This is a genomic window from Ruegeria sp. H4 (assembly GCF_056533065.1).
In genome coordinates this window covers 185,456-204,826 of the sequence record NZ_JBQFOC010000002.1, presented here as the reverse complement: position 1 = coordinate 204,826, position 19,371 = coordinate 185,456, and the positions used below count along the sequence as shown (strand labels likewise).

Sequence of the window (19,371 nt, the reverse complement as noted above, 5' to 3'; positions counted from 1 at the left end):
CGCAGGCCACACCGGGCCTGCATTGCACCTGGACCCTTACTTTTCATAATACCATAAGTTGAATCTGCCACGCAAACTTACCTCTCTTGCTCGTATCCCCGGTAGTCCCTTGCCGTTCTGAAATCCTGGCGGGCTTTTTCTGGCCGCTCATGAAATCGCTCCCGCATCCAGTTCAGCCGCATGCGCTGGCGCGCCCGTCCCTGCTCGATAGCCGCTTGGCGCGTGTTTTCCTGATCGATGTCATAGCTTGGCGCTGGCGGCGCGGGGTGTTGCGCCGCCAGATAGGCCAGACTCTCCTGGGTTTTGATGCCGCGATCCGCCACCTTAGCCGGATCGGGCATATTCTCACGCTTCCATGTGGAGACAGCATCGGCAGAGGCGTTGAAACGCTCTTTCACATCACCGCCCCCGATCCGTATCGCGCTGCTGACTACGGGCATTCTGGCGCTCGTTCTCGCGGGCAGTCTCGCGCTGTTGCTGGCGCATCTCCTGCACCCGGTCATTGCTGCGCGTGGCCAAATTGGCGAGCTTCAGCAGATCATTCTCGCCAAAGCTGTTTGATTGCTGCCATTCGCCATTCTGATCCTGATAGGAGCGGCTGAACGTGGTATTGTAGTTCACGCCCTTCTCGTGCTGGTTCTCCCAGATCGCAGCATTCAGATTGCTCTCGCGCAAGGTATCAGCGGGTGATTTCTTCTGCTCTTCATTCATGATTTTGGTCTCCTTGTTGATTTAACGGTTGCGTTTGGATTGGTGTGGCCAGAGCAGAAAGACGATAATCAGCGTCATATAGGCGAGCGTTGGCGCAGCGTTTGGTTCATCGCCGAAGAAATAATATCCAACTGAGAACAGTACTCCCGCTGTACCCAAAAGGACTAGAAAGTACTTCCATAACCTCCTCAACGTCATGGGTGGGCGAGTTGGTTCTTTCTCGCCTTTCCTGATCAGGACGATGAATCCACGCATTACTGCTCTCCTTCTGGGTTGTTTCTGTTGAAGCGGGCTGGTGCGCACCCGGACAAAGCCCGGATGCGTCAGCCGTGTTTTCAGTCGAGTTTGCGGTAGCGTTTGCAGGCGAGGTACAGACATACTAGGGTGAATGCTCCTCCGAAGAGCGCCACCTTGGTCTCACCCGCTGATGCCGTAGCCCAGGTGCCAAAAGCGCCACTCGCGCCGCCAAGGGCGAAGTACAGACGTTCTCCAAAGCTCACTTTTTTCTCGACTTCTGCGTTTTCAGGTACGCGGACCTTCAACTTGGATTTGCTCATATTTTGGTTCCTTTCCGGGTTAGAGTTTCGGGCGATAGCCCTGGATGAACTGCCACTCACCGTTTTGGTATTGGGGGAGTCCCGCGAATGCTTCCGGCACAGCCTCGCGGATCACGCGGCGCTGCCGCATGCCCCAGAATGTGCGAACCCGCAGAGAGCTAAGATCCGCATCAAAATATGGATTGGGGAAGTATCGGCCCGCATACGCGCGGAGCGTGTAGTACGGCACCTTGTCCGCAATAAACGGGCCACAGGGATACCCCGCAGGGATAATCAGCGCCTTGTCTGGAGGCAGGGCAATGATCTCATCAGGCGTGAGCAGTGCTCGCGCCATTTTGCGCGTGTGGTGCATTTCCTGCTCCAACGTGCGCATCCCAAGCCCGGCGCGCAGAGGATCAGAACCTTCAAACAACACGCTATGGATCAATTCATCCCGTGCCCGCACCGCGCGCTCCTGCACCAGCGGGTCTGCGATTTCGAGGGTTTGTTGCCCCAACATGCGACTGATCTGATCCGCTGTGCGGATATCTGACACACCCGATCCCAGGAATATCTGGAGATCAGAACTGGCCATCAAAGTGGAAATTCCGGTATGGCCCAGATTTCGCTCTATCTGGCTCAGTGACTGGTAGACGAAGAAAGGCGACAGAGCAAAACCCCGGCCAGCGCTGTAAAGCGTCGCCGCATCTTCGTATTCGCCCAAAAGTGCAGCCTCGTCGCAGATCAGGTCTATGACAGGGGCTGACGGTTTGCGTTGCTTTAGAATGCGCACTGTTGAAAGGAATTGGCGCGCAAGCATCGCATATTGCGCCATCAACTCGACAGGCATAACAAAGAACACATAGACGTCTTCATCGGTATCTGCGGTCAGAACCGACAAATCAAAATCGCTCTGCGCCGTGCCGACAAAGCTGTCCTGCAAACACGGATCGCTGAATTTGGCCATAGCGTTAGAGATTTCACCCATCACAGAGGAAAAGGTGCGTTCGCTATTTCGCGCCATTGACAGCATCTCGCCGTAAACTGTGCCAAGATCAGGGCTGCCGCGCCGCGCTATCAGTTCGGAAAGCGACTCCCAGGCCTCGATGTTGGAGCGGATGAGATTGACCAACTCGAAGTGGCGTAAATGCGAGACTTCGCCGTCCAGAGTAACGAGCCCGCGAATAAGGGCTTCAACCCAGTTCTGCGCCTTCTGCTCAAAGAACCGCGCTTCCCCGCCACCACTCAGCGCAATCACCTGCTGCGCGGCATTTCGGCAGTCGGCAACAAGTGTAGGGCTGTCCGGCACCAGATGCGCCCACAGATTGACCCTGTGATTGGGCAGGCCATGCAAGCTGAATGGATTAATAACGTAGGCTTTGGCTCTCCTATGGACGAGGCCCGGCACGATGACGGCGGCCATCTCACCCTTGGGATCAACAATTGCCATGCGTACAGGACGTCCCTTGCGACCCTGCGCACCCAGAATATGGCTAAGAACGGTCGTGAGCTTTCCCGCCCCGGCTCCACTAACCAGAAGCGCACCAGCCGAAGTGGAATGCGTCAGCATCCGCCGCCCCGCAAAGCCGAATGGGATGCCGCCTTTGTCCCGGAACGCCCGCAAAACCTCGTGGGGCTGTGCCAGTGATGCCGAGCCGTAAGGATGATCTTCATAACCCATCAGCATCACACGCGTTTCCCCAGCATGACGCCGATCATGATCAGCGAAACATTCAGCGCCGCGCGTGCCGCAAAAAAGCAAAACGGAAAGCAGCCGAGTTTCCACAAAAACCCGATAAAGCCGACTAGATTCGGAGAGTATGATCCGCGCGCAATATCCAGTACGAAGTCCTGACTCAGTGCATTCAGATACGGCGCGCCAAGCAAAGCGATCATGAAGGCCGCGACCATCGACAGCCAATCCAGCACCTTAATCAGCGGACTTTGTTGTTGTGGTCTGCGCAAAGGCATAACAATCTCCAATTCAACTTGCGACAGCGCGCATTTCGACTGGCTTCAGAAAATGGAATTTTCCGAATTCAGGTTCTTGGTTCTGTAGGAATGCGCCTCTCAGCGCGGCTCGATTTTAGTTTTCTGTCGTTGTCTGCTCGACAAGCTAGGTAGCTCGTATTTCATGATCCATAGCGCACCATGATATTTTTTTCGTACACCCGTTTTTGCGGTGGCTGATATATAATAGAGCGCGTTTGAGCGCTACCAATGCAACGCGACTTTGCTTGGCACTACTCGGTAGCGTTTTAACCTTGAATTGCACCGAAATATCACTTCGCACCGACGGGACTTACGATTTTTAGTTTTGCCACCTGAGACATGCAAGTGATGCATCGGGAACGTAACCTTAACGCCCGTAGAATCCAAAATTAATTGAAGGTTTCAATGCATAAAACGCCAGGTTTTGAACTCCTACGAAACAAAATTTAAATCAAGCTAAGAAGCTAAAGCTGCTCGAAGTGAGCGAATGCCAGCTATCGTAAGATAAACTGAAATCAGTGAAACGCCTACGAGTATCGCCATTTCTAAAGAACTCTCGAAATTGAAGGAGCGTGTAACTAGAATCCCGATTACGACAAAAAAGTCACCTGTAAAGAAAATAAACACGGACAAAAAAGAAGCGATGAGTACAATTATACGAAAACCATCTCTGCGAACTTCGCCTTCATCCCACCAATATTGCAATAGTAAAAACTGACCTTCAACTTTATCCTCACTCTTTCTGGCGAGTTTAATTCGAGAAAGCAACGATATTGCAGAAACCTTCCCCCACAGTAAAAGGGCCAAGATGACAATGAGTGAGAGCTTATAGTTCATAAAGACGCCTAGTCCGGGAACTTTGATGCGGGCTTGTTCAACAGTATGCCTCAGGGAATTATAAATTCTATCATCGTTGACGTTTTGTAGGCCATGGCGCAACCCAATTGTCTGGATAGTCTCACTAAAGCTGTGTGGAGCGGAATGCGCTATAAGGTTATTGTTTTCGTTCGGAAAAAACAGTGTTAGGCTTTCTTCGGAATCCCAGCAGTAGCTCAAGTCTTCTGCCTTCCAGATAGGAGCCCGATCCGAGAAGAGTAAGAATTTCTCTTTGGAGAAAATCGTATCTGAAAACACTCTTATGGATGTCATGTTAGCTGTAGGTGCGTCCTCTTCACATTCGTACAGCTGATCTAATTCATCTATGGATTCTTGAAATACATCAATTCTTTCATTTCGAAAGTACAGCCTTCTACCATTCGAGAATGGTGCGCTTTGGGCCAAAGACCAAAACGGTCGATCACCTGCTGTGAACTCGATGAGTCTTAGCACCTCGGGTTTTTCATTATCGTTGTGGTAGTAATTCGATAGATCGTCTTCGAAGTTATCACCACCTTCGTGAGATTGATATTCTAATGGTAGGCCGTTGATATCGTCTTTTACCGTTAATAGCGTTTTGAATATCAAGCTGTCCTCTACGGTCAGAAGATCAGATCTAGTTTCCCATCGATCAAATAGAAAGACCGCCGCGACTAGCAAAAGTGTAACTTGGATTGCAAATGCGGACTTAAGATCTTTCAACATAATGATCTGGCCTAGTACTCTCAAATGCATGTGGCATGAATTGTTAGAGTGTAGTAAGCGCCGCGCTTATGAGCAACGGTATTAACGATTTCCTAAGTGTCCGGTGTTGAAGTGTTAAGAGTCTTCGCAAGATGTGTGGTGTAGTACACCACATCTTGTTGGGGAGACGCTACGCTCTCCCGCAAACCCCTCTCGTCATTGGCTCTTCCAGGGTATCGAACCCGTTCTAGAGCCACATGGGAGACTTCGCTCTCCCAAACCCATCGACTTGAGGGCGTTCCTGCCCCCTAGACCCCAGACCATTTCATGGAGACCAACCTTCCGCAGTTTGGATACGCGCCATGTCATGGAGACGCTTTCAGCGCGACCAGGAAGGAAGCATTTCATAGCTGTCCTTGCCTTGGAACCATCCTATCGATCAAAGGGCTATCGCGCCCCTTGAAACCACTCGTCAGGCTCGGAGAATTCTCTCTACACCGACACCAAATCATGCAAACTCAACTGTTGCGTGTCTAAGCAAGATACTGCAAGATATGCCAAACTAAATGATATTAAAAACATGCAGTTAAGAACCATACCATTGAGCGATTTGCGCGTGAATCGTGCAAACGACAGACACGGCGAGTTGGAGAACGAGACCGCCGCGATCGCTTGGTTGTTCAATACGCGTGAAGTCCATATGCGTAACTTGGCAAAGGACATTGTCCAACAAGGTACGATCTATGAGCCCCCCTTGGTGTCACCAGACAATGGCGTTTACACGGTCTTCGATGGAAACCGAAGGGTCACATGCCTCAAACTCCTTGAAAAGCCATCGCGCGCGCCATCCATTCAGTTGCAGGAGTACTTTGCTACACTCCGAAAACAGTGGTCTGGCACTTTTCCAACCAAGTTCACCTGCCATGTCGAGGCCGACCGTGATCGCCTAGATAGCATTCTTTTCAGGCGGCACACGGGATCGCAAAATGGCGTAGGCCAATCAACCTGGGACGACCGAATGAAGAACAACTTCATTCTTCGAACAGGCCAAGCCAGCGGCTTCAACGTAGCAGATGAAGTCGAAGCCAGGCTCACTGAAGCCAAACTTTTGCCTGGTCGAAAGAGAATTCCTCGCTCAACTATGAACCGTTTGCTGTCCGCTGAAACCTTTCGGAATCGGCTTGGCTTTAGCGTTCGTAAGAAGAAGTTCGAGTTCACACACGTTGAAGAGAAAGTGCTGACAGCCTTGTCCCGCGTAGCTGAAGACTTAGCGACCAAGAAAATCGTATTGGGCGACCTATGGGATGTCGACGGTAAGCGAAGATACCTTGATGGGCTTGAAAAAGAGGGTGTCCTTCCAACGGCAGCTGATGCTCTACAAACACCTGGCTCAGGGACTCCATCGCCAACTTCCCCTAAACCTCCCAGTCCAAAGCCTAAGCCGACGCCACTACCAAAGCCATCGTCCAGGAAGACGCTAATTCCGCAAAAAAACTATGGAATTACGTGGCCTGGGAGGCTTCAGCGACATCATGAGATTTGGGAAGAGCTACAATTCCGCCTGGATTTGCAAAAACACAGAAATGCAATTTCAGTCCTATTTCGTGTACTGCTTGAGCTTTCGGTTGAGAATTACATCAGTCAACAATCGACTAGCGCTCACAAGAATGACAAGCTTGCACTTAAGGTCCAAAAAGTAGGACAACACCTATATTCTCAGGGAAAAATTGACAAAAAACAGCTCGACGCGACCAAGAAGTTCGGTCAAATCGATCAGTTAATTTCAGCTGATACCCTGAACCGCTATGTCCATTCCGCCGACTTTGCGCCGTCAGAGTCTCATCTGACTGCCATGTGGGATAGCCTCGCGGACCTAGTTGTTAGATGCCTTGAAGCCTAGTGCCTTCTGTAACTGACACATGGCTTTGGTAATTTACGCCCTTGCCCTGGCGGCAAAAGAAAGTTCTGAAAGACTAAAGAATGATTGAACAAATACAGTTGCTTAGAAATGTTGGTCAGTTTGACAATGTCAGTCCGCCTCAGGACACAGGTTTTAGTCCATTGTCGTTCGTTTATGCGGAGAATGGGCGTGGAAAAACAACGCTCGCCGCAATTCTGCGTTCACTTTCGACAGGGCAAAGTACACTGATTACAGAACGCAAACGCCTCGGCTCCCAGAATGATCCCCATGTTGTTGTTGCCACCTCTAGCGGCACTGCAATGTTCCAGAACGGTGCGTGGAACCAACAAACGCCCGACATTGCAATATTTGATGACACTTTTGTTGCTGAAAATGTCTGCTCAGGAATAGAACTCCACCCCAATCACCGACAAAGACTTCATGAGCTCATACTCGGTGCGCAAGGTGTTGCCTTGAATGCCACGCTTCAAGGGCATGTTCAACGTGTCGAAGAGCACAACAAGGACCTCAAGAACTTTGCCAACGAGATTCCCGCAGTAGCTCGAGGGCCATACAAACCCGATGCTTTCTGTAATCTCGAACAAGATCAGGTGATTGATCAGAAGCTAGAAGATGCCGAGCGCCGGTTCGCTGCGGCAAAATCCGCTGATGCAATCCGAAACCGTCCTGGCTTTGGGGTCGTTTCCCTTCCAAATTTTAATGTCGATGAAATCAACGCAATTCTCGGACAGACTTTGGATGACCTCGATGAGGCGGCTGTTGAGCAAGTGAAAAGTCATCTAGCATCAATTGGTAGGGGTGGAGAAGCATGGGTGGCCGATGGAATGCCTCGCATTGAGCCACTTGCTCGGACCCGCGATGATCAAGAATGTCCATTCTGCGCTCAGGACTTGGCAGGCTCTAGGATCATAAATCACTATCGCGCCTATTTCAGCGACGCTTACGACGACCTTAAATCACGCATAAGAGCAACAGGGATTGCCGTGCGCGATACTCATTCAGGGGACGTGCCGTCTGCCTTCGAACGGGACATTCGGACAGCTGCTCAAACTCATGAATTTTGGAAGGACTTCACAGAAATACCTGACATTGAGATCGACACTGCCGCAATTGCAAGGGAGTGGAATGCCGCTCGTGAAAAAGTTCTAGACCATTTGCGTTCAAAAGCCGCAGCGCCGCTCGAACGAATGGCTCTATCTAATGATGCTCTAAACTCAGTTGAAACGTTCAGAGCTAGAATTGCCGAAGTTACTGCCCTTTCTGAACGGATAACCGACAGCAATGATCGAATTGATGTCGTCAAGGAACAAGCTGCAGCCGACGATCTTGCTTCTCTCGAGAATGATCTAGCCCGATTGCGGGCGCAAAAGGCGCGTTTTGATCCTGCAGTTGCTCAGAAATGCGATGATTACCTTGCAGAGAAACAAGCCAAGACAGCAACAGAGACATTGCGCGATCAAGCACGCGCTGCCCTTGATGCTTACCGCCAGCAGATTTTTCCAGCTTATGAGGGCGCAATCAATGACTACTTGGGACGATTCAACGCGTCCTTCCGGCTGACTCGAGTGGAGTCCCAGAACACACGTGCCGGTTCGTCGGCTTCCTACTTTGTGGTCATTAATAATCATGAGGTTAATATCACAGCTGCCGAAGGGCCATCGTTCAAGAACACCTTAAGTGCAGGTGATCGTAATACACTCGCTCTTGCGTTCTTCTTCGCATTTCTTGAACAGGACCAAAATCTTGCGCAAAAGGTTGTGGTCATCGACGACCCTATGACGAGCCTTGACGACCACCGCAGCCTTTGCACACGTCAAGAGATCATGGCTATATCGCAGCGGGTTCAACAGGTTTTGGTGCTTTCTCATTCGAAGTCATTTCTGTGTGGGCTTTGGGAACAAGCAGATAGGAATGCGCGCACAGCTATCCGAATAAATCGTGCCGTAACAGGTTCCGAACTCGCCGTTTGGAACGTGCGCGATGACAGCATTACAGAACATGACAAACGTCATGAGCTAGTACGCTCGTACCTTCAGGTTGCCGATCCAACCAAAGAGCGCCCGGTTGCAGAGGCGCTGCGGCACATTCTCGAAGCCTTTATTCGTGTGGCCTTTCCTGAAAGTTTTCCGCCAGGTACGTTTCTTGGCTCATTCATAGGAGTATGTGAACAGCGCCTAGGCATGGCCACTGAAATTCTTTCCCAAGCGGATATCACAGAGCTCCGCGCACTTCTCAACTACGCAAACCGCTTCCATCACGATACGAATCCTGCCTGGCAGACTGCCGTAATCAATGATGCTGAGTTAACTGGGTTCGCAGAACGAACACTTCTTTTCGCTTCTCGGCGGTAGGCCTGTTTTATTGAGTTGGTGCAGCAGGCTTTTATCGCCTGCTGCGATGTTCAATGTTCATGCGCGCGTAACGCCAATTCAGCCTGAATAGTTTCAAGCTTTGCCAGGGCGTTCCTGCGTTCTGCGCTATCGGTATCCGATGCTGCCAGAGCGTTGAAGGTTTCGCGGAGCAGGCTGCGCAATTCGTTATCGCTGAACTTTGCTGCTTCAAATCGTGTGACGAGTTTCATGTAATCCTCCTTTGGATCAAGGAGGCCCCAACCATCAGGGCCTTTCGGCCCGTCCCCAGATCATCCTCGGCTCATGAAGGCCTGATGGTGGGCGGTGGAACTTGATTGAAAGGAGGAATGCTGAAATTCGCGCGGTTTAGTGCGCAATGCGGTGACCGAAGGCGCAAAGCTTGCTCTGACACCCGATATCTGCTTTGTCGCAGCAGGACAGAAATAAGGGGAATGCAATGTCGATAGACATTAGCGGTCTGAATGCCGCTGAATTGAAAGAGCTGGCCGTGAAGATTGAAAAACGTGTGGTGCAGGTGGAAAAAGAAACGCTGCAAACGGCGCTGAAAGAAATGCGCGCCATTGCTGACAAGCTGGGCGTGGCGTTTGAAGATGTGATTGCCCTGCACGGCGGTAAGGGCAAAAAGCCAGCCACAAAATCCGCAGCCAAATACGCCAACCCCGCTGATCCGTCCCAGACATGGACTGGCCGTGGCCGCAAACCCGCTTGGGTGAAAGAGGCGCTGGAAGCCGGAAAATCAATCGACGATCTGACGATTTAAATCCAGATGGCGTGCGCGTTGAATCGTCGTATCACCTAGTCAGCCAGACATCGCATGAACTCTTCATACGGTGTTCCAGAAGTAATATAATTTCAAAAAAGGTCAAATTTATTGACCTTATAAGCTCTCTGTGCCTGAATAAGCTTATGAGATTATCTGATGAGCATATCAGTCGGGCATATTTTGTTGCAGGTATCGGTTCATACTTTCGATCAAGCTCTGACACACGAGTTGCAGAAGCCATTCAAACTGCGAACAAATTCCTCGACAGCTTGCCCGATGATATCTCCAACCCTCGCATTTCAGGTGGAGGAACCACCACGAGCGATAAAGTTCTGATATTTTTCTGGCTTCATGGACAAGGCGACACCAATCACGGTGTCACAGCGACAGTAAAAACCAACGGGTTGTGGGATCTAGAAATTGACCTATCAGGGATCAAATCTGAGAGATTGAAAAACCTATCGCTAGCCGAAGCTCTCGCACGAATTAGAAAAACCGATGCGCTATGGCCCTTTAGAGATTTCCCCGTGCCTTCCAGCGGAACCCCGGAGATTTAGACTAAGCCTTGCAACTATATTGTATCCACCAGTCGTTAAACGGGCCTGTTGGCGGGAGTTGGCCTTGATTATATCGCCGGATATCTCTGAGAACTCCACACATGCATGCGGAAGCGTCTATGTCAGCTTGGTCTTTGTCAATTTGTCCACTGGCGTTTTGACGATCTTGAATGTGCTTCTTTTCGCATTCGTCAGCTTCACTTGAAAGCTGCTTAAGAAGTCGATCAGAAATAATTGTTAACTTCGAGATTGTTTCAACCAAATCAGGATCGTTCAAAATCTCTTCTTCTTCCGGTGTTGCTTGTTTTCGGTATCCTTCGATAGCTTCTTGAACACCGATGTTTCGGCTTACCATCAATTGCTTTACTGAGGCCGCAATACTCACCACCGAAGCAAGTATCGAAATTGACGCGCCAACTGTCACTGGATCAACCATAGTCCCCCCTAAATCTCTAACTCAAAGCCTCAGACCACGCACAATTGAGATGCTAAAAACACCAAAAAGGTTACAGCTACATCGACTTCAATGCAAATCCGCTTGGGCGTTGGGTAATCATTGCTCTAGCGCCCTAAGCTGACGGTCGAGTGTTGCCCGTGCCGCCCCGATCCGCCGCGCGGCCTCAGAAACAGAAATCCCGGTCTGCGCGATGTGCTGCTGTGCAGTGACTACCGTTTCTATGTCCAGTGCCGGGCGTCTACCAAGGCGCTTGCCCCGTTTTCTGGCGGCTTGCAGCCCTGCCGTCGTGTTCTCGACGGTAAGATCGCGCTGGAATTCGGCAACAGCGCTGAACACGTGGTAAATCAACTTCCCGCCCGGTGTCGTGGTGTTTATCCCCTCGCTCAGAGAACAGAAGTGAATGCCGTCATTATGAAAGCGCACCAGCAAGTCAGAAAGATGCTGCACAGAACGCCCCAGACGGTCGAGTTTGAACACCACCACCGTGTCGCCGCATCGTAGCTCTTTGAGCATCGCATCAAGACCGCTGCGGCTGGACTTCTTGCCGGATACGCCGTGATCTTCGAAGATCTTCTCGCAGGCAACATCGGACAGGGCGTCACGCTGCATCCGCAATTTCTGGTCTTTGGTGGATACACGGGCATAGCCGATGCGCCGCCCCTGTGCACCGAGAATAGGCCAAACACTCATGGATTTAAGTCTCCTGCGTTGCTCAGAAACGAACCTTTCTGAGCAGGGCGCAGGCTGCGCCTTTTTCGTCAGATTTTGGGGCTTTCCCCGCCGGAAATTGCGGCTTTCACAATGTATTGTCATTACTCCTCCTGTTAAAGTGCCGTTGATCAAAAACCTTCGTTTATGATCAAATGTTTAAAGGTTTCCGGCAAAGCGTTTCTGGCGGCTTGTCTGTTCCATCCACAGCTTTCAATGGCCGAGGAATTTACCAGTGCCGACGTGCTCGCGTGGGAGGAAAGCGCGCAGGATTCGTTCTTTCAGAACGCCATCTCGATGACAGCCATCGTCGTGACCCGCACTGGGCAGCATGACAATTTGGTTGCTTGCCTGAATGACTGGTATGGGCAGAATGAAACCCGGCCAGAACGTAATGCCTATATTCGCGGCAAGTTGAGAGATTTTCCAAACTACCACCCGCAAGGGATCATTCTGGCCGTTCTGGAGGAAGCCTGCGGTGAGTTCGCGCGCTAATCGCAATCACGACTAGACGCTTGAATTCTGTAGTGAATTCGTTCAACATATTGGTATGAATGAAGAAAAATCCATTCTTCCCATAGAGAGGATCGCTCAAAACATCTATGTCTTTCGCGGCCAAAAGGTCATGATCGATAGTGATCTTGCAACACTTTATGGCGTCCCAACTTCGCGGCTAAATGAGCAGGTGAAGCGGAACATAGAACGGTTTCCGGAAGACTTTGCCTTTCAACTCACACCAGAAGAATTTGATGCTTTGATGTCGCAAATTGCGATATCAAACACCGGGCGCGGTGGCCGCCGAAAGGCACCGTGGGTTTTCACTGAACACGGCGTGTTGATGTTATCCAGTGTTTTGCGAAGTTCTCGTGCGGCGGAAATCAACATCGCTATCACCCGAACATTCGTACGTATGCGTGAAATTCTGGCAACCCACAAAGATATTGCGCGCAAAATTGATGAGCACGACCAGCATATTTCAGCCTTGTATGACTATGTTCGTCAATTGATGGCGCAAGAAGAAGAGCCGAAGAACCCCATCGGCTACGTAAAGCCCAAAAGCGACTGAGTGCCTTACAACTTCGGAATATCAACTTCAGCCGTTGTAAATGTTGGCTTTTTATCCACTTCAGGCGCATTCGGTGTTGAACGTGTAAGAGCGTCTACTTTAGGCAGTACCGTGTCTTCGATTTCATCCATACGCTGATGGAAACTCTCTAGTTTATCTTTGGATGGTGGGTTTTCCTCATCATCCATTTGCAGTTCCATCCCGCCAATTTCATCCTGGCCGTTGCGGATATCTTTTTCCAGCTTGTCCAACTCATCCAGCTGTTCTTGCAGCGCTTGGCGTTCGACCTGCGTCTGCTCATCTTTCAGGCGCTGTTCGGTCTCGGCTCTGACACGCAACACAGTATCCAGCGCCGTATCCAAACGCGATTGCACCTCACGTAGCCGTCTCTCAGTCTCCTGGAACAACTTCAAATAAGCCGGATCGTCTTTCATTAAAATCTGTAAGGTTGTCAGTTGGACATCACGCTCTGCGCGGCGTTTGGCGGCGTCCGAATGGTTGGGCGCAGCATCACCAAGAAACCGATCAATGCGGCCAACATCGCGTCCGGCCATCTCATTGTTGAAATCGTCTCGTAGCTGCGTGCGCTCTTTGTCCCGCTCCAACTGGCGGGCATCATCTCCACCATTCTCTAAATTCATAGCAATATCTTAAAGAATTATGGTTAATTTAGGGTTAAGAATACAAGGATTGATTCTTGGAAAGATGATCAAAAAGTTGCTTTGGAGTGTAGATAAACGATTGCCTAACCCCAATCAAATATCTGCAAAAACCAACGCAACTCATGTATCGACGATTGACTACATTTCTGCCGCCGATGTTGCGATGTCTTCGCCTTCCTTTGAAAGATATATGTCCCAGTTCGGAGTAAACTTCTTCCAGACTTTCAATATCGACCGGATCAATACTCGCTCTCACCAAGCCAGACCTTAACGGATTCAGATAAATCCAACCATTTCCCTTTTTCAAAATGATCAAGCAATGCCTGAAGTTTCTCTCCAAGAATCCAACATGCTTTCCCACTCCAGTATCTGAGAACAAGCAGAGGAAATCACAACTTGATTCCTTATCAAGTTTTGCATCATGATTCTTCATTATGTTACAATAGTTTGTGAGCTTACTACGACGTATTTTTCGAATTGCAGGGTATTTACCACTTAATGGACCGCATGCAGGTATAGAAAGGGAACTCCTCATTTCCGGGGCAAAGCCTATAGGATTTCTATCAATGGCAACACCGCCACCAGGCGTCATTGAAGATCCAAATCCAGACATCGACAAGATAAGAAATGACATCCAGTTACTAGACGATGCGGCAAGTCTCGGTAAATTGCATGCTCTAAAGTTCGTCCGCGTTGGACAAGTTGAAGGTGAGAAACGCATATGGGCATTCTACTGCCAGCCTGGCCTCGAAAGAGATATGAACGAGCTTGCCGAGTTTATCATCGCGGAGAGCGAAGGAAGGGACACTCGACCGCTTCAGCATGATGTAGGTATATTTTTGGGCTACTCACCTGAAGACGTAAGACTGTTTTACGATGGCGGTTACGCTTCATTGCCGCAACTATTTGGTTGGGCAATGACTGCCACGCACGACTTCCGAAAAAGCTGCCGCGTCGATCTCATGCTGGCCAATACGGATTGCGAACCCTAGCGATAACCCTTTCCCTGACACATGTAGCACACGACTTGGCGGCTCTTCTGAACAGGAGTGCGTACCTTGTTACCTAACGGCGCGGGCTCTTCGTAGTACTCTGTGGTAGTACCCGTACCCTGGCATTCCAAACATTTCTTTTTCTTTTCACCCGTCACGGGATCAACACGGTCATCTGACATTGGAAATCACCTAAATCAAAAGTTACGAAACTTGCTATCGTTTTAGGCTGAAGAGCATCAACATGCGCGTAAAGCCTCAGGTTCGCGACGCGCTGTTCGATTCTACCGAAGCCTATTTGAAGACCCGTGTTACCCTATGTCATATTTTTTGATTCGCTGGGTTATAGAATGATTTCAGAGTATACGGACTCCGAATTTGCGCGTTTTCTTGCACTCATCGTGGTGTCTAAGCAATTCATTATTTCGGCTGTTTTCATACTGGTAACCATATCCATCATGCTCGCCTATCGCAGGGTGCTCCAGAAGGTTGAACTTGATTTTTCTCTCGAAAATATGACCCTGAAGGCCTCGGTCACGCTTCTTATACCGGTTTTTTTGCTGATTGCTCTTCTTGGGTATTCGTATGTGTTACTTTCCTCTCCCGTCGCTGTAAAATTTGAGGACAATTACATCGTCGAAGCTGCTGGCGCTGCACCCGCTCCTAGGCCTCTTCCAGTCAACGAACTACCCGATGAGAGAATTCGCGACTTATCACTAACAATAAGAGAGTTCTCCAATCAACAAAACGCTGAGGTTGGAAGCCAGGAGAGCCGAGAGCTTTTGGCAAGACTGACTCGATGGAGAAACAGCTTGGTTTTTTCGCGCTTTCCAGAATCGGAAGTCAGCGCTGTGCAACGTGGCGAGAACATTGCGAACCCATCGAACCAGACAATGATCGAGTTTTTAATGGGGTTATAAAATGAAACCACTGGGATTCATTGCGCTTCTAAGTGTTATGGCGCTATTTTCTTCCAACTCACAAGCACAAGTAACGCGCAGCAGCGATCAACGTGATTGGCTTGTATATTATGCTGAACTTGCAAATTACGCGGTGCAGCAAGCCTCAGAAATCGATCCGGAACTGCGGCAGGACTATGAATTGCGGGTGACTGAAGGCACCGCAGTCCCGTCTGCTATGGTGATTTACCGAGGTGAATCTGGCGGTTCTGAGATCCACGTCAATCATGCATTCATTCTGATGAGCCTTTTTCTGGCAGACATTTACGCAGCAAATTCACTTACGCAAAATGAGTTTTTGGGTTGCGCTGAACAGTATGTAACATACCTGCAGCGCGAGGTCGCTCGCAGCATAGCCGTTGAAGCAGCAGGCGGAAAACCCAACGAAATACTACCACCAGAAGATGTTGCGTTCGCATCACCTGAGTGCAATGGCATCGAAGAATATCTTCCACTCGCCGAACAGTTCAGACCACAAAGAGACATTCTGGTCGGGAACGCGTTGGGATTCGTGATACTGCACGAGATCGGCCATATACGGATGCACAAACACGTCCAGGTTAGCAACGATTTATCCAGTATGAATAAAGCACTAAGCCACTTCTGTGTATCCCGTTCGCACGAGTTGCAGGCCGATAGGTTCGCAGTTAGAAAATTATTTGAACTTGGTTGGGCGGATGCGCTTCACTACACGCCAATTTGGCACCTGTTGTCCGTCACTGATCCAATCACCGCTGCGGCGGCAAACGAGCGCTGGATACTTGAGACAACAGCTACTCATCCCTTTGCAGGTGATAGGATGGCAGCAGCGTACGACTATATGTTCGGACTTTATGAGTCCAATGGCCTCACAATCAATCATGAACTCAAAGCGCTGGTCGAGCAACTGACTGAGATAATAGCCAAGAAAGACTTCTTGAGCGAACTGAGCTTGCAAGACTTAGGCATTTTCTCATTGGATTTATCATCCTGTAGTTAGGTCAAGCCCAGTCTGTGATAAACTTGGAGTAAATTGAGACCGGTGTCTTTGACCTAATTTAGAAAGGAATCTCATCGTCCATTTCAGGACCGATTGGGTCGTCTTTGCATTCTTCGATAAATCGCGCGACATCGCCGCAATGCGCCATGTACTGGCGTTCGATCAACGCGTGCAGGGTTTCATGGATATCGGTACCTTCAAATTCGCCAATATCCCTCAGTCGTACAAACTCAGTCTCGTTTACTATTAATGGGATGATAATTGTAGCCATGTCTGCCTCCTTTTTTGGTTATCCGGGTTCTTGATCACGCCCACGGTCACGCTGGCGATCCATCTGTTTCTGTCTTTCCTGTTGGTGGCGGCGCTCGGCATCCTTGCGCGCCTGCTGGTTCTGCTCTTCAAAGCGCTATGTGATTTCCACCGGGGCTTTACCGCCCAGCATCATGTAATGCGCCACATCACGGTTAAGCGCCTGCATCTGTTCCTGCTGCTTTTCTCGCATCAGATCAGCTTGTTCTTTCAGCCTGCGGCGTTCCTCAAGCTGACGCTCAATCATGGCCTGTTTCTCGGCGCGGTCACGTTCCAACGCGCGTGCCATCTCGGCTTCATTCTCTTCTCTGATTTTTTTGTTCTTGCCCGTAATCCAGCCCCACAGCCCGCGTATACCTGTCGGCGTGCGTGTAGCGCGTGCTTGTTCTTCTTCCTGCCAGCGGCGTTCCTGTTGCGTCTTAAGCTGATCGCGCAAGTGACGCTGGCGCTGCACCATTTGTTCACGTTGATACTGCGTTGCCAGGTTTTCCTTGGTGGCTTTATCCTCAGCCTCACGCGCCCAAGTGCGCAGCTTGGGCGTCATACGTTCCGCAATGAAACCTTTCGCATCATCGGTGGATGGTAGATTCTCGGGATCACCCAACCGCGCCTTGAGTTCTTTGGTTTTGGCTCCGGTGGCGCGGGAAAGTGAATAGACCTCACCGCGCCAGTCAACCGCAACAAATCCGCGTCGGTCTCCCTGTGCCAGCATATAGCCGCGTTCACGCATAGCGGCCTCAAAGCTCTGGCGGGAATCCAATCCAGCCCAAGCCTCGCGCATGGCTTCTTTGATCGCTTTGGGGTCTTGGCGCGTGCGTTTGGCTTGCTGCCATTCTTCACGGCTGAAGCTCAGCGGATCACGCTGATTGCGGTCTTGCAGGCCTTTGGGCATCTCCCAGCCATGTTCAAGGAAGAGATCACGCGAGATACCTTTGAGCGTGTTTTTGTAGAATGGCAGATTGATCGCTTTCATCTCTTCGCCATCAATCCGGCTCCAAACAGCATGCGCATGCCGCCGCCCGTCTTTTTCATGGAAGACAATGGCGCGGGGCTGACCATCCAGACCCAATTCCCCTTCAATCCGCTCTATCGCCGTTTCAAAGCCTTCGACTGTGACCTGCTGATCGGGCGGAGGATTGAGGCTGAGCGAGAAGAGATGATTTGTGGCACGGGTGCCTTTGGCGATGGCATCGGCCTCGCTGAAAGCTTCAACGATATCCTCGCTGACATAGCCGCGCAGCTCATGCAATTCGACATGATCATTGTCGCGCATAGCCATCAGGTATCGCCCCAACTGCACCGCATCACCGCGCTCTTTGGCTTTCAGGATCATGGCTGTACGCCTTTCTTGCCCAAAGCGCGCAGCAGTTCAGCCCGTATGGACACGATGTCCTGGCAGGCATCTTTGATCTCAGCCTCGACTTCGGGGTGAACAGGCAGCGTGCCCGTATTCACCGCTTTGGCGAGTTGGTTGAGGTTGGAGGACAGCCGGGATTGCCCCAAAGCCGCCAGAACACGCGCCAGAGCGATGTGATCTTCCACAGGCCTTGTATTGCGCCCGCGGACCTTTTCCAGATCACCTTCAAAAAGCCTGGCTTTGATGTAAGCACTCAACGGCACGCCATTGGCGGCTTCTTCCAGCTTCGCGCGTTCCTCAAACGTCAAACGCAGCGAAAATGGTGTAGGTTTCTTGCCTTTGGCTTGCTGGTTGAATTGCTTATTCGAGGTGGACATCGCTGCACCTCGATTCAGACTCTAAGTCCTTCAAGGTATTAGCGAGTTCAGATCCTTCTAAGTGGCGCTCCCATTCGCGCAACACTTCCAGGAGGGAGTTCGAACTTTCTCCTCCTAGGCGCGCCATATTTCATTGAGATTTAGGCAGCGGGTTAATCCGCCCGAAAGTTTTGGCAAAACAAAACCCCCGTCAGACGATCTGCGGGGGTTCGGGACGTTTGGGTTTGGCAGGTAGACTAACCGCGCCAGGTTCGAACGACACCACAATCCATGTGTACGAAGTTCGACCGGTAGTATTGCCCTACGCCACCAGCGCGGCAGGACATCGCGGCCTTGGCCATTTGCGATACCGAACGGGACGACAGGCGCAAATCGGCGGCCTGGCCTTGCATGTGCAACGAATTCCGGGCCACACGACGGGATTTTGAGCGCAGCATTGCGTTGGTTTGAGGGGAGCGGTAACCCGATAAAAGCATATAGGGCTCGTCTGCATCCAGAAGATTGTGTGAAGCCGCCATGATGTCGATGGTACGCAGGTCCATGCTTTTGGATTGATCGGTGCGCCAGTCGCGCATGAAGTGGTTCACTTCTTTGACAGCATCCTTGATGTATTTGCCGTCAACCCAATATATCATGTCGATCCGTTCGCCTGTGCGACCGGAATACATGCGAATGCGACGAACATCGCCACCACCGCGAAGAAATCCTGCTGCATTGGAATAGGTCGGTGCGGCTACGACCGCCGTTGCCGCGAATGCGCCCAATAGGGCACGCCGGGTCAAGCCCGATGTACTGCTCTTGGTCATTTCAGTTTCGTCCCGTACTGTATCCTGCCTGCGAACGATGTTACGTCCGCTGTCTTAATATTTCCCATCCCAGATGGCGAATTTATGGCACAAACAGATTCGAGGGCCAAGTTTTGTTTGATTTTCAGCAGAACAAGGGGGAATTTTCGGCAGTTTTTCGCGCAACTGAGATTTTTCGCATATTTTTCGCACGACTGAGGGGTTTTGGCATCGCCGCGATGCAATCGCGCATCAGCCGCAAAAGAAGACCAGGGATAAGGTATTTGTGAATAGACAACGACCTGTTC

24 protein-coding genes are annotated in these 19,371 nt (G+C 50.6%); 9 read left to right on the top strand and 15 right to left on the bottom strand.

Going from position 1 to position 19,371, the window contains the following annotated elements:
* Positions 1-77: 77 nt before the first annotated feature.
* From ACR0KG_RS12480 to ACR0KG_RS12450, 7 genes are all read right to left on the bottom strand, one after another.
* Positions 78-440, bottom strand: coding sequence for a hypothetical protein (locus ACR0KG_RS12480; RefSeq protein WP_480827466.1), 363 nt, complete (start codon positions 438-440; stop codon positions 78-80).
* Positions 400-711, bottom strand: a complete 312-nt coding sequence (locus ACR0KG_RS12475) for a hypothetical protein (protein ID WP_480827465.1) — start codon at positions 709-711, stop codon at positions 400-402. Before ACR0KG_RS12475 ends, ACR0KG_RS12480 begins: the two co-directional genes overlap by 41 nt.
* 21 nt (positions 712-732) lie before the next feature.
* A complete protein-coding gene (locus ACR0KG_RS12470; protein WP_480827464.1) occupies positions 733-966 on the bottom strand; it encodes a hypothetical protein in 234 nt (77 codons plus the stop codon).
* 80 nt (positions 967-1,046) lie between these two features.
* A complete protein-coding gene (locus tag ACR0KG_RS12465; protein WP_480827463.1) occupies positions 1,047-1,268 on the bottom strand; it encodes a hypothetical protein in 222 nt (73 codons plus the stop codon).
* Positions 1,269-1,287: 19 nt separating this feature from the next.
* A complete protein-coding gene (locus ACR0KG_RS12460) occupies positions 1,288-2,934 on the bottom strand; it encodes a type IV secretory system conjugative DNA transfer family protein (protein WP_480827462.1) in 1,647 nt (548 codons plus the stop codon).
* Positions 2,934-3,218, bottom strand: coding sequence for a hypothetical protein (locus ACR0KG_RS12455; protein WP_480827461.1), 285 nt, complete (start codon positions 3,216-3,218; stop codon positions 2,934-2,936). The genes ACR0KG_RS12460 and ACR0KG_RS12455 overlap by 1 nt, the downstream gene beginning before the upstream one ends.
* A 477-nt stretch (positions 3,219-3,695) precedes the next feature.
* On the bottom strand, positions 3,696-4,820 hold the full coding sequence (locus ACR0KG_RS12450) for a hypothetical protein (protein ID WP_480827460.1): 1,125 nt from the start codon (positions 4,818-4,820) through the stop codon (positions 3,696-3,698).
* A gap of 508 nt (positions 4,821-5,328) precedes the next feature.
* On the opposite strand from ACR0KG_RS12450, the gene ACR0KG_RS12445 reads away from it, so the two are divergent.
* Positions 5,329-6,699 carry a hypothetical protein gene (locus tag ACR0KG_RS12445; RefSeq protein ID WP_480827459.1) on the top strand — a complete coding sequence of 457 codons (1,371 nt, stop codon included), beginning with the start codon at positions 5,329-5,331 and terminating at the stop codon, positions 6,697-6,699.
* An 80-nt stretch (positions 6,700-6,779) separates the two neighbouring features.
* Positions 6,780-9,071, top strand: a complete 2,292-nt coding sequence (locus tag ACR0KG_RS12440; protein ID WP_480827458.1) for an AAA family ATPase — start codon at positions 6,780-6,782, stop codon at positions 9,069-9,071.
* Positions 9,072-9,121: 50 nt separating this feature from the next.
* On the opposite strand, the gene ACR0KG_RS12435 is transcribed toward ACR0KG_RS12440, so the two are convergent.
* Positions 9,122-9,301 (bottom strand): hypothetical protein, encoded by a 180-nt coding sequence (locus tag ACR0KG_RS12435; protein ID WP_480827457.1) that lies wholly within the window; start codon positions 9,299-9,301, stop codon positions 9,122-9,124.
* 227 nt (positions 9,302-9,528) lie between these two features.
* On the opposite strand from ACR0KG_RS12435, the gene ACR0KG_RS12430 reads away from it, so the two are divergent.
* Positions 9,529-9,852 (top strand): H-NS histone family protein, encoded by a 324-nt coding sequence (locus tag ACR0KG_RS12430; RefSeq protein ID WP_480827456.1) that lies wholly within the window; start codon positions 9,529-9,531, stop codon positions 9,850-9,852.
* Between the two features lie 146 nt (positions 9,853-9,998).
* Positions 9,999-10,412, top strand: coding sequence for a hypothetical protein (locus ACR0KG_RS12425; protein ID WP_480827455.1), 414 nt, complete (start codon positions 9,999-10,001; stop codon positions 10,410-10,412).
* Position 10,413: 1 nt separating this feature from the next.
* On the opposite strand, the gene ACR0KG_RS12420 is transcribed toward ACR0KG_RS12425, so the two are convergent.
* Complete coding sequence (locus ACR0KG_RS12420) at positions 10,414-10,848, bottom strand: hypothetical protein (protein WP_480827454.1); 435 nt, start codon at positions 10,846-10,848, stop codon at positions 10,414-10,416.
* Positions 10,849-10,965: 117 nt separating this feature from the next.
* Positions 10,966-11,559, bottom strand: a complete 594-nt coding sequence (locus ACR0KG_RS12415; RefSeq protein ID WP_480827453.1) for a recombinase family protein — start codon at positions 11,557-11,559, stop codon at positions 10,966-10,968.
* A gap of 165 nt (positions 11,560-11,724) precedes the next feature.
* On the opposite strand from ACR0KG_RS12415, the gene ACR0KG_RS12410 reads away from it, so the two are divergent.
* A complete protein-coding gene (locus tag ACR0KG_RS12410; protein ID WP_480827452.1) occupies positions 11,725-12,072 on the top strand; it encodes a hypothetical protein in 348 nt (115 codons plus the stop codon).
* A 55-nt stretch (positions 12,073-12,127) separates the two neighbouring features.
* Positions 12,128-12,643 (top strand): ORF6N domain-containing protein, encoded by a 516-nt coding sequence (locus tag ACR0KG_RS12405; RefSeq protein ID WP_480827451.1) that lies wholly within the window; start codon positions 12,128-12,130, stop codon positions 12,641-12,643.
* Positions 12,644-12,648: 5 nt separating this feature from the next.
* Here the strand turns inward: ACR0KG_RS12405 and ACR0KG_RS12400 are convergent, their stop codons facing one another.
* Positions 12,649-13,284: a hypothetical protein gene (locus tag ACR0KG_RS12400; RefSeq protein ID WP_480827450.1), complete on the bottom strand. Its 636-nt coding sequence runs from the start codon at positions 13,282-13,284 to the stop codon at positions 12,649-12,651.
* Positions 13,285-13,871: 587 nt separating this feature from the next.
* On the opposite strand from ACR0KG_RS12400, the gene ACR0KG_RS12395 reads away from it, so the two are divergent.
* The 3 genes from ACR0KG_RS12395 (at position 13,872) to ACR0KG_RS12385 (ending at position 16,235) form a co-directional block, all read left to right on the top strand.
* A complete protein-coding gene (locus ACR0KG_RS12395) occupies positions 13,872-14,297 on the top strand; it encodes a hypothetical protein (RefSeq protein WP_480827449.1) in 426 nt (141 codons plus the stop codon).
* A gap of 350 nt (positions 14,298-14,647) precedes the next feature.
* Positions 14,648-15,217, top strand: coding sequence for a hypothetical protein (locus ACR0KG_RS12390; protein ID WP_480827448.1), 570 nt, complete (start codon positions 14,648-14,650; stop codon positions 15,215-15,217).
* 1 nt (position 15,218) lies between these two features.
* On the top strand, positions 15,219-16,235 hold the full coding sequence (locus tag ACR0KG_RS12385) for a M48 family metalloprotease (protein ID WP_480827447.1): 1,017 nt from the start codon (positions 15,219-15,221) through the stop codon (positions 16,233-16,235).
* 58 nt (positions 16,236-16,293) lie between these two features.
* Here the strand turns inward: ACR0KG_RS12385 and ACR0KG_RS12380 are convergent, their stop codons facing one another.
* From ACR0KG_RS12380 to mepK, 4 genes are all read right to left on the bottom strand, one after another.
* On the bottom strand, positions 16,294-16,506 hold the full coding sequence (locus ACR0KG_RS12380) for a hypothetical protein (protein WP_480827446.1): 213 nt from the start codon (positions 16,504-16,506) through the stop codon (positions 16,294-16,296).
* 135 nt (positions 16,507-16,641) lie between these two features.
* Entirely contained in the window at positions 16,642-17,877 is a 1,236-nt protein-coding gene (locus ACR0KG_RS12375; RefSeq protein ID WP_480827445.1) for a relaxase/mobilization nuclease domain-containing protein, read from the bottom strand.
* Positions 17,874-18,278 carry a hypothetical protein gene (locus tag ACR0KG_RS12370; protein ID WP_480827444.1) on the bottom strand — a complete coding sequence of 135 codons (405 nt, stop codon included), beginning with the start codon at positions 18,276-18,278 and terminating at the stop codon, positions 17,874-17,876. Before ACR0KG_RS12370 ends, ACR0KG_RS12375 begins: the two co-directional genes overlap by 4 nt.
* A 236-nt stretch (positions 18,279-18,514) precedes the next feature.
* Positions 18,515-19,084, bottom strand: coding sequence for a peptidoglycan L,D-endopeptidase MepK (gene mepK / locus ACR0KG_RS12365; RefSeq protein ID WP_480549165.1), 570 nt, complete (start codon positions 19,082-19,084; stop codon positions 18,515-18,517).
* Positions 19,085-19,371: the final 287 nt, after the last annotated feature.

What these genes read in the sequence shown, in the direction of transcription:
- ACR0KG_RS12380 (WP_480827446.1), bottom strand. Translation starts at nt 16,506, where the DNA reads ATGGCTACAATTATCATCCCATTAATAGTAAACGAGACTGAGTTTGTA.
- ACR0KG_RS12375 (WP_480827445.1), bottom strand. Translation starts at nt 17,877, where the DNA reads ATGATCCTGAAAGCCAAAGAGCGCGGTGATGCGGTGCAGTTGGGGCGA.
- ACR0KG_RS12450 (WP_480827460.1), bottom strand. Translation starts at nt 4,820, where the DNA reads ATGTTGAAAGATCTTAAGTCCGCATTTGCAATCCAAGTTACACTTTTG.
- mepK (WP_480549165.1), bottom strand. Translation starts at nt 19,084, where the DNA reads ATGACCAAGAGCAGTACATCGGGCTTGACCCGGCGTGCCCTATTGGGC.
- ACR0KG_RS12390 (WP_480827448.1), top strand. Translation starts at nt 14,648, where the DNA reads ATGATTTCAGAGTATACGGACTCCGAATTTGCGCGTTTTCTTGCACTC.
- ACR0KG_RS12405 (WP_480827451.1), top strand. Translation starts at nt 12,128, where the DNA reads ATGAATGAAGAAAAATCCATTCTTCCCATAGAGAGGATCGCTCAAAAC.
- ACR0KG_RS12440 (WP_480827458.1), top strand. Translation starts at nt 6,780, where the DNA reads ATGATTGAACAAATACAGTTGCTTAGAAATGTTGGTCAGTTTGACAAT.
- ACR0KG_RS12420 (WP_480827454.1), bottom strand. Translation starts at nt 10,848, where the DNA reads ATGGTTGATCCAGTGACAGTTGGCGCGTCAATTTCGATACTTGCTTCG.
- ACR0KG_RS12470 (WP_480827464.1), bottom strand. Translation starts at nt 966, where the DNA reads ATGCGTGGATTCATCGTCCTGATCAGGAAAGGCGAGAAAGAACCAACT.
- ACR0KG_RS12460 (WP_480827462.1), bottom strand. Translation starts at nt 2,934, where the DNA reads ATGCTGATGGGTTATGAAGATCATCCTTACGGCTCGGCATCACTGGCA.
- ACR0KG_RS12400 (WP_480827450.1), bottom strand. Translation starts at nt 13,284, where the DNA reads ATGAATTTAGAGAATGGTGGAGATGATGCCCGCCAGTTGGAGCGGGAC.
- ACR0KG_RS12385 (WP_480827447.1), top strand. Translation starts at nt 15,219, where the DNA reads ATGAAACCACTGGGATTCATTGCGCTTCTAAGTGTTATGGCGCTATTT.
- ACR0KG_RS12455 (WP_480827461.1), bottom strand. Translation starts at nt 3,218, where the DNA reads ATGCCTTTGCGCAGACCACAACAACAAAGTCCGCTGATTAAGGTGCTG.
- ACR0KG_RS12395 (WP_480827449.1), top strand. Translation starts at nt 13,872, where the DNA reads ATGGCAACACCGCCACCAGGCGTCATTGAAGATCCAAATCCAGACATC.
- ACR0KG_RS12465 (WP_480827463.1), bottom strand. Translation starts at nt 1,268, where the DNA reads ATGAGCAAATCCAAGTTGAAGGTCCGCGTACCTGAAAACGCAGAAGTC.
- ACR0KG_RS12475 (WP_480827465.1), bottom strand. Translation starts at nt 711, where the DNA reads ATGAATGAAGAGCAGAAGAAATCACCCGCTGATACCTTGCGCGAGAGC.
- ACR0KG_RS12435 (WP_480827457.1), bottom strand. Translation starts at nt 9,301, where the DNA reads ATGAAACTCGTCACACGATTTGAAGCAGCAAAGTTCAGCGATAACGAA.
- ACR0KG_RS12480 (WP_480827466.1), bottom strand. Translation starts at nt 440, where the DNA reads ATGCCCGTAGTCAGCAGCGCGATACGGATCGGGGGCGGTGATGTGAAA.
- ACR0KG_RS12415 (WP_480827453.1), bottom strand. Translation starts at nt 11,559, where the DNA reads ATGAGTGTTTGGCCTATTCTCGGTGCACAGGGGCGGCGCATCGGCTAT.
- ACR0KG_RS12430 (WP_480827456.1), top strand. Translation starts at nt 9,529, where the DNA reads ATGTCGATAGACATTAGCGGTCTGAATGCCGCTGAATTGAAAGAGCTG.
- ACR0KG_RS12410 (WP_480827452.1), top strand. Translation starts at nt 11,725, where the DNA reads ATGATCAAATGTTTAAAGGTTTCCGGCAAAGCGTTTCTGGCGGCTTGT.
- ACR0KG_RS12425 (WP_480827455.1), top strand. Translation starts at nt 9,999, where the DNA reads ATGAGATTATCTGATGAGCATATCAGTCGGGCATATTTTGTTGCAGGT.
- ACR0KG_RS12370 (WP_480827444.1), bottom strand. Translation starts at nt 18,278, where the DNA reads ATGTCCACCTCGAATAAGCAATTCAACCAGCAAGCCAAAGGCAAGAAA.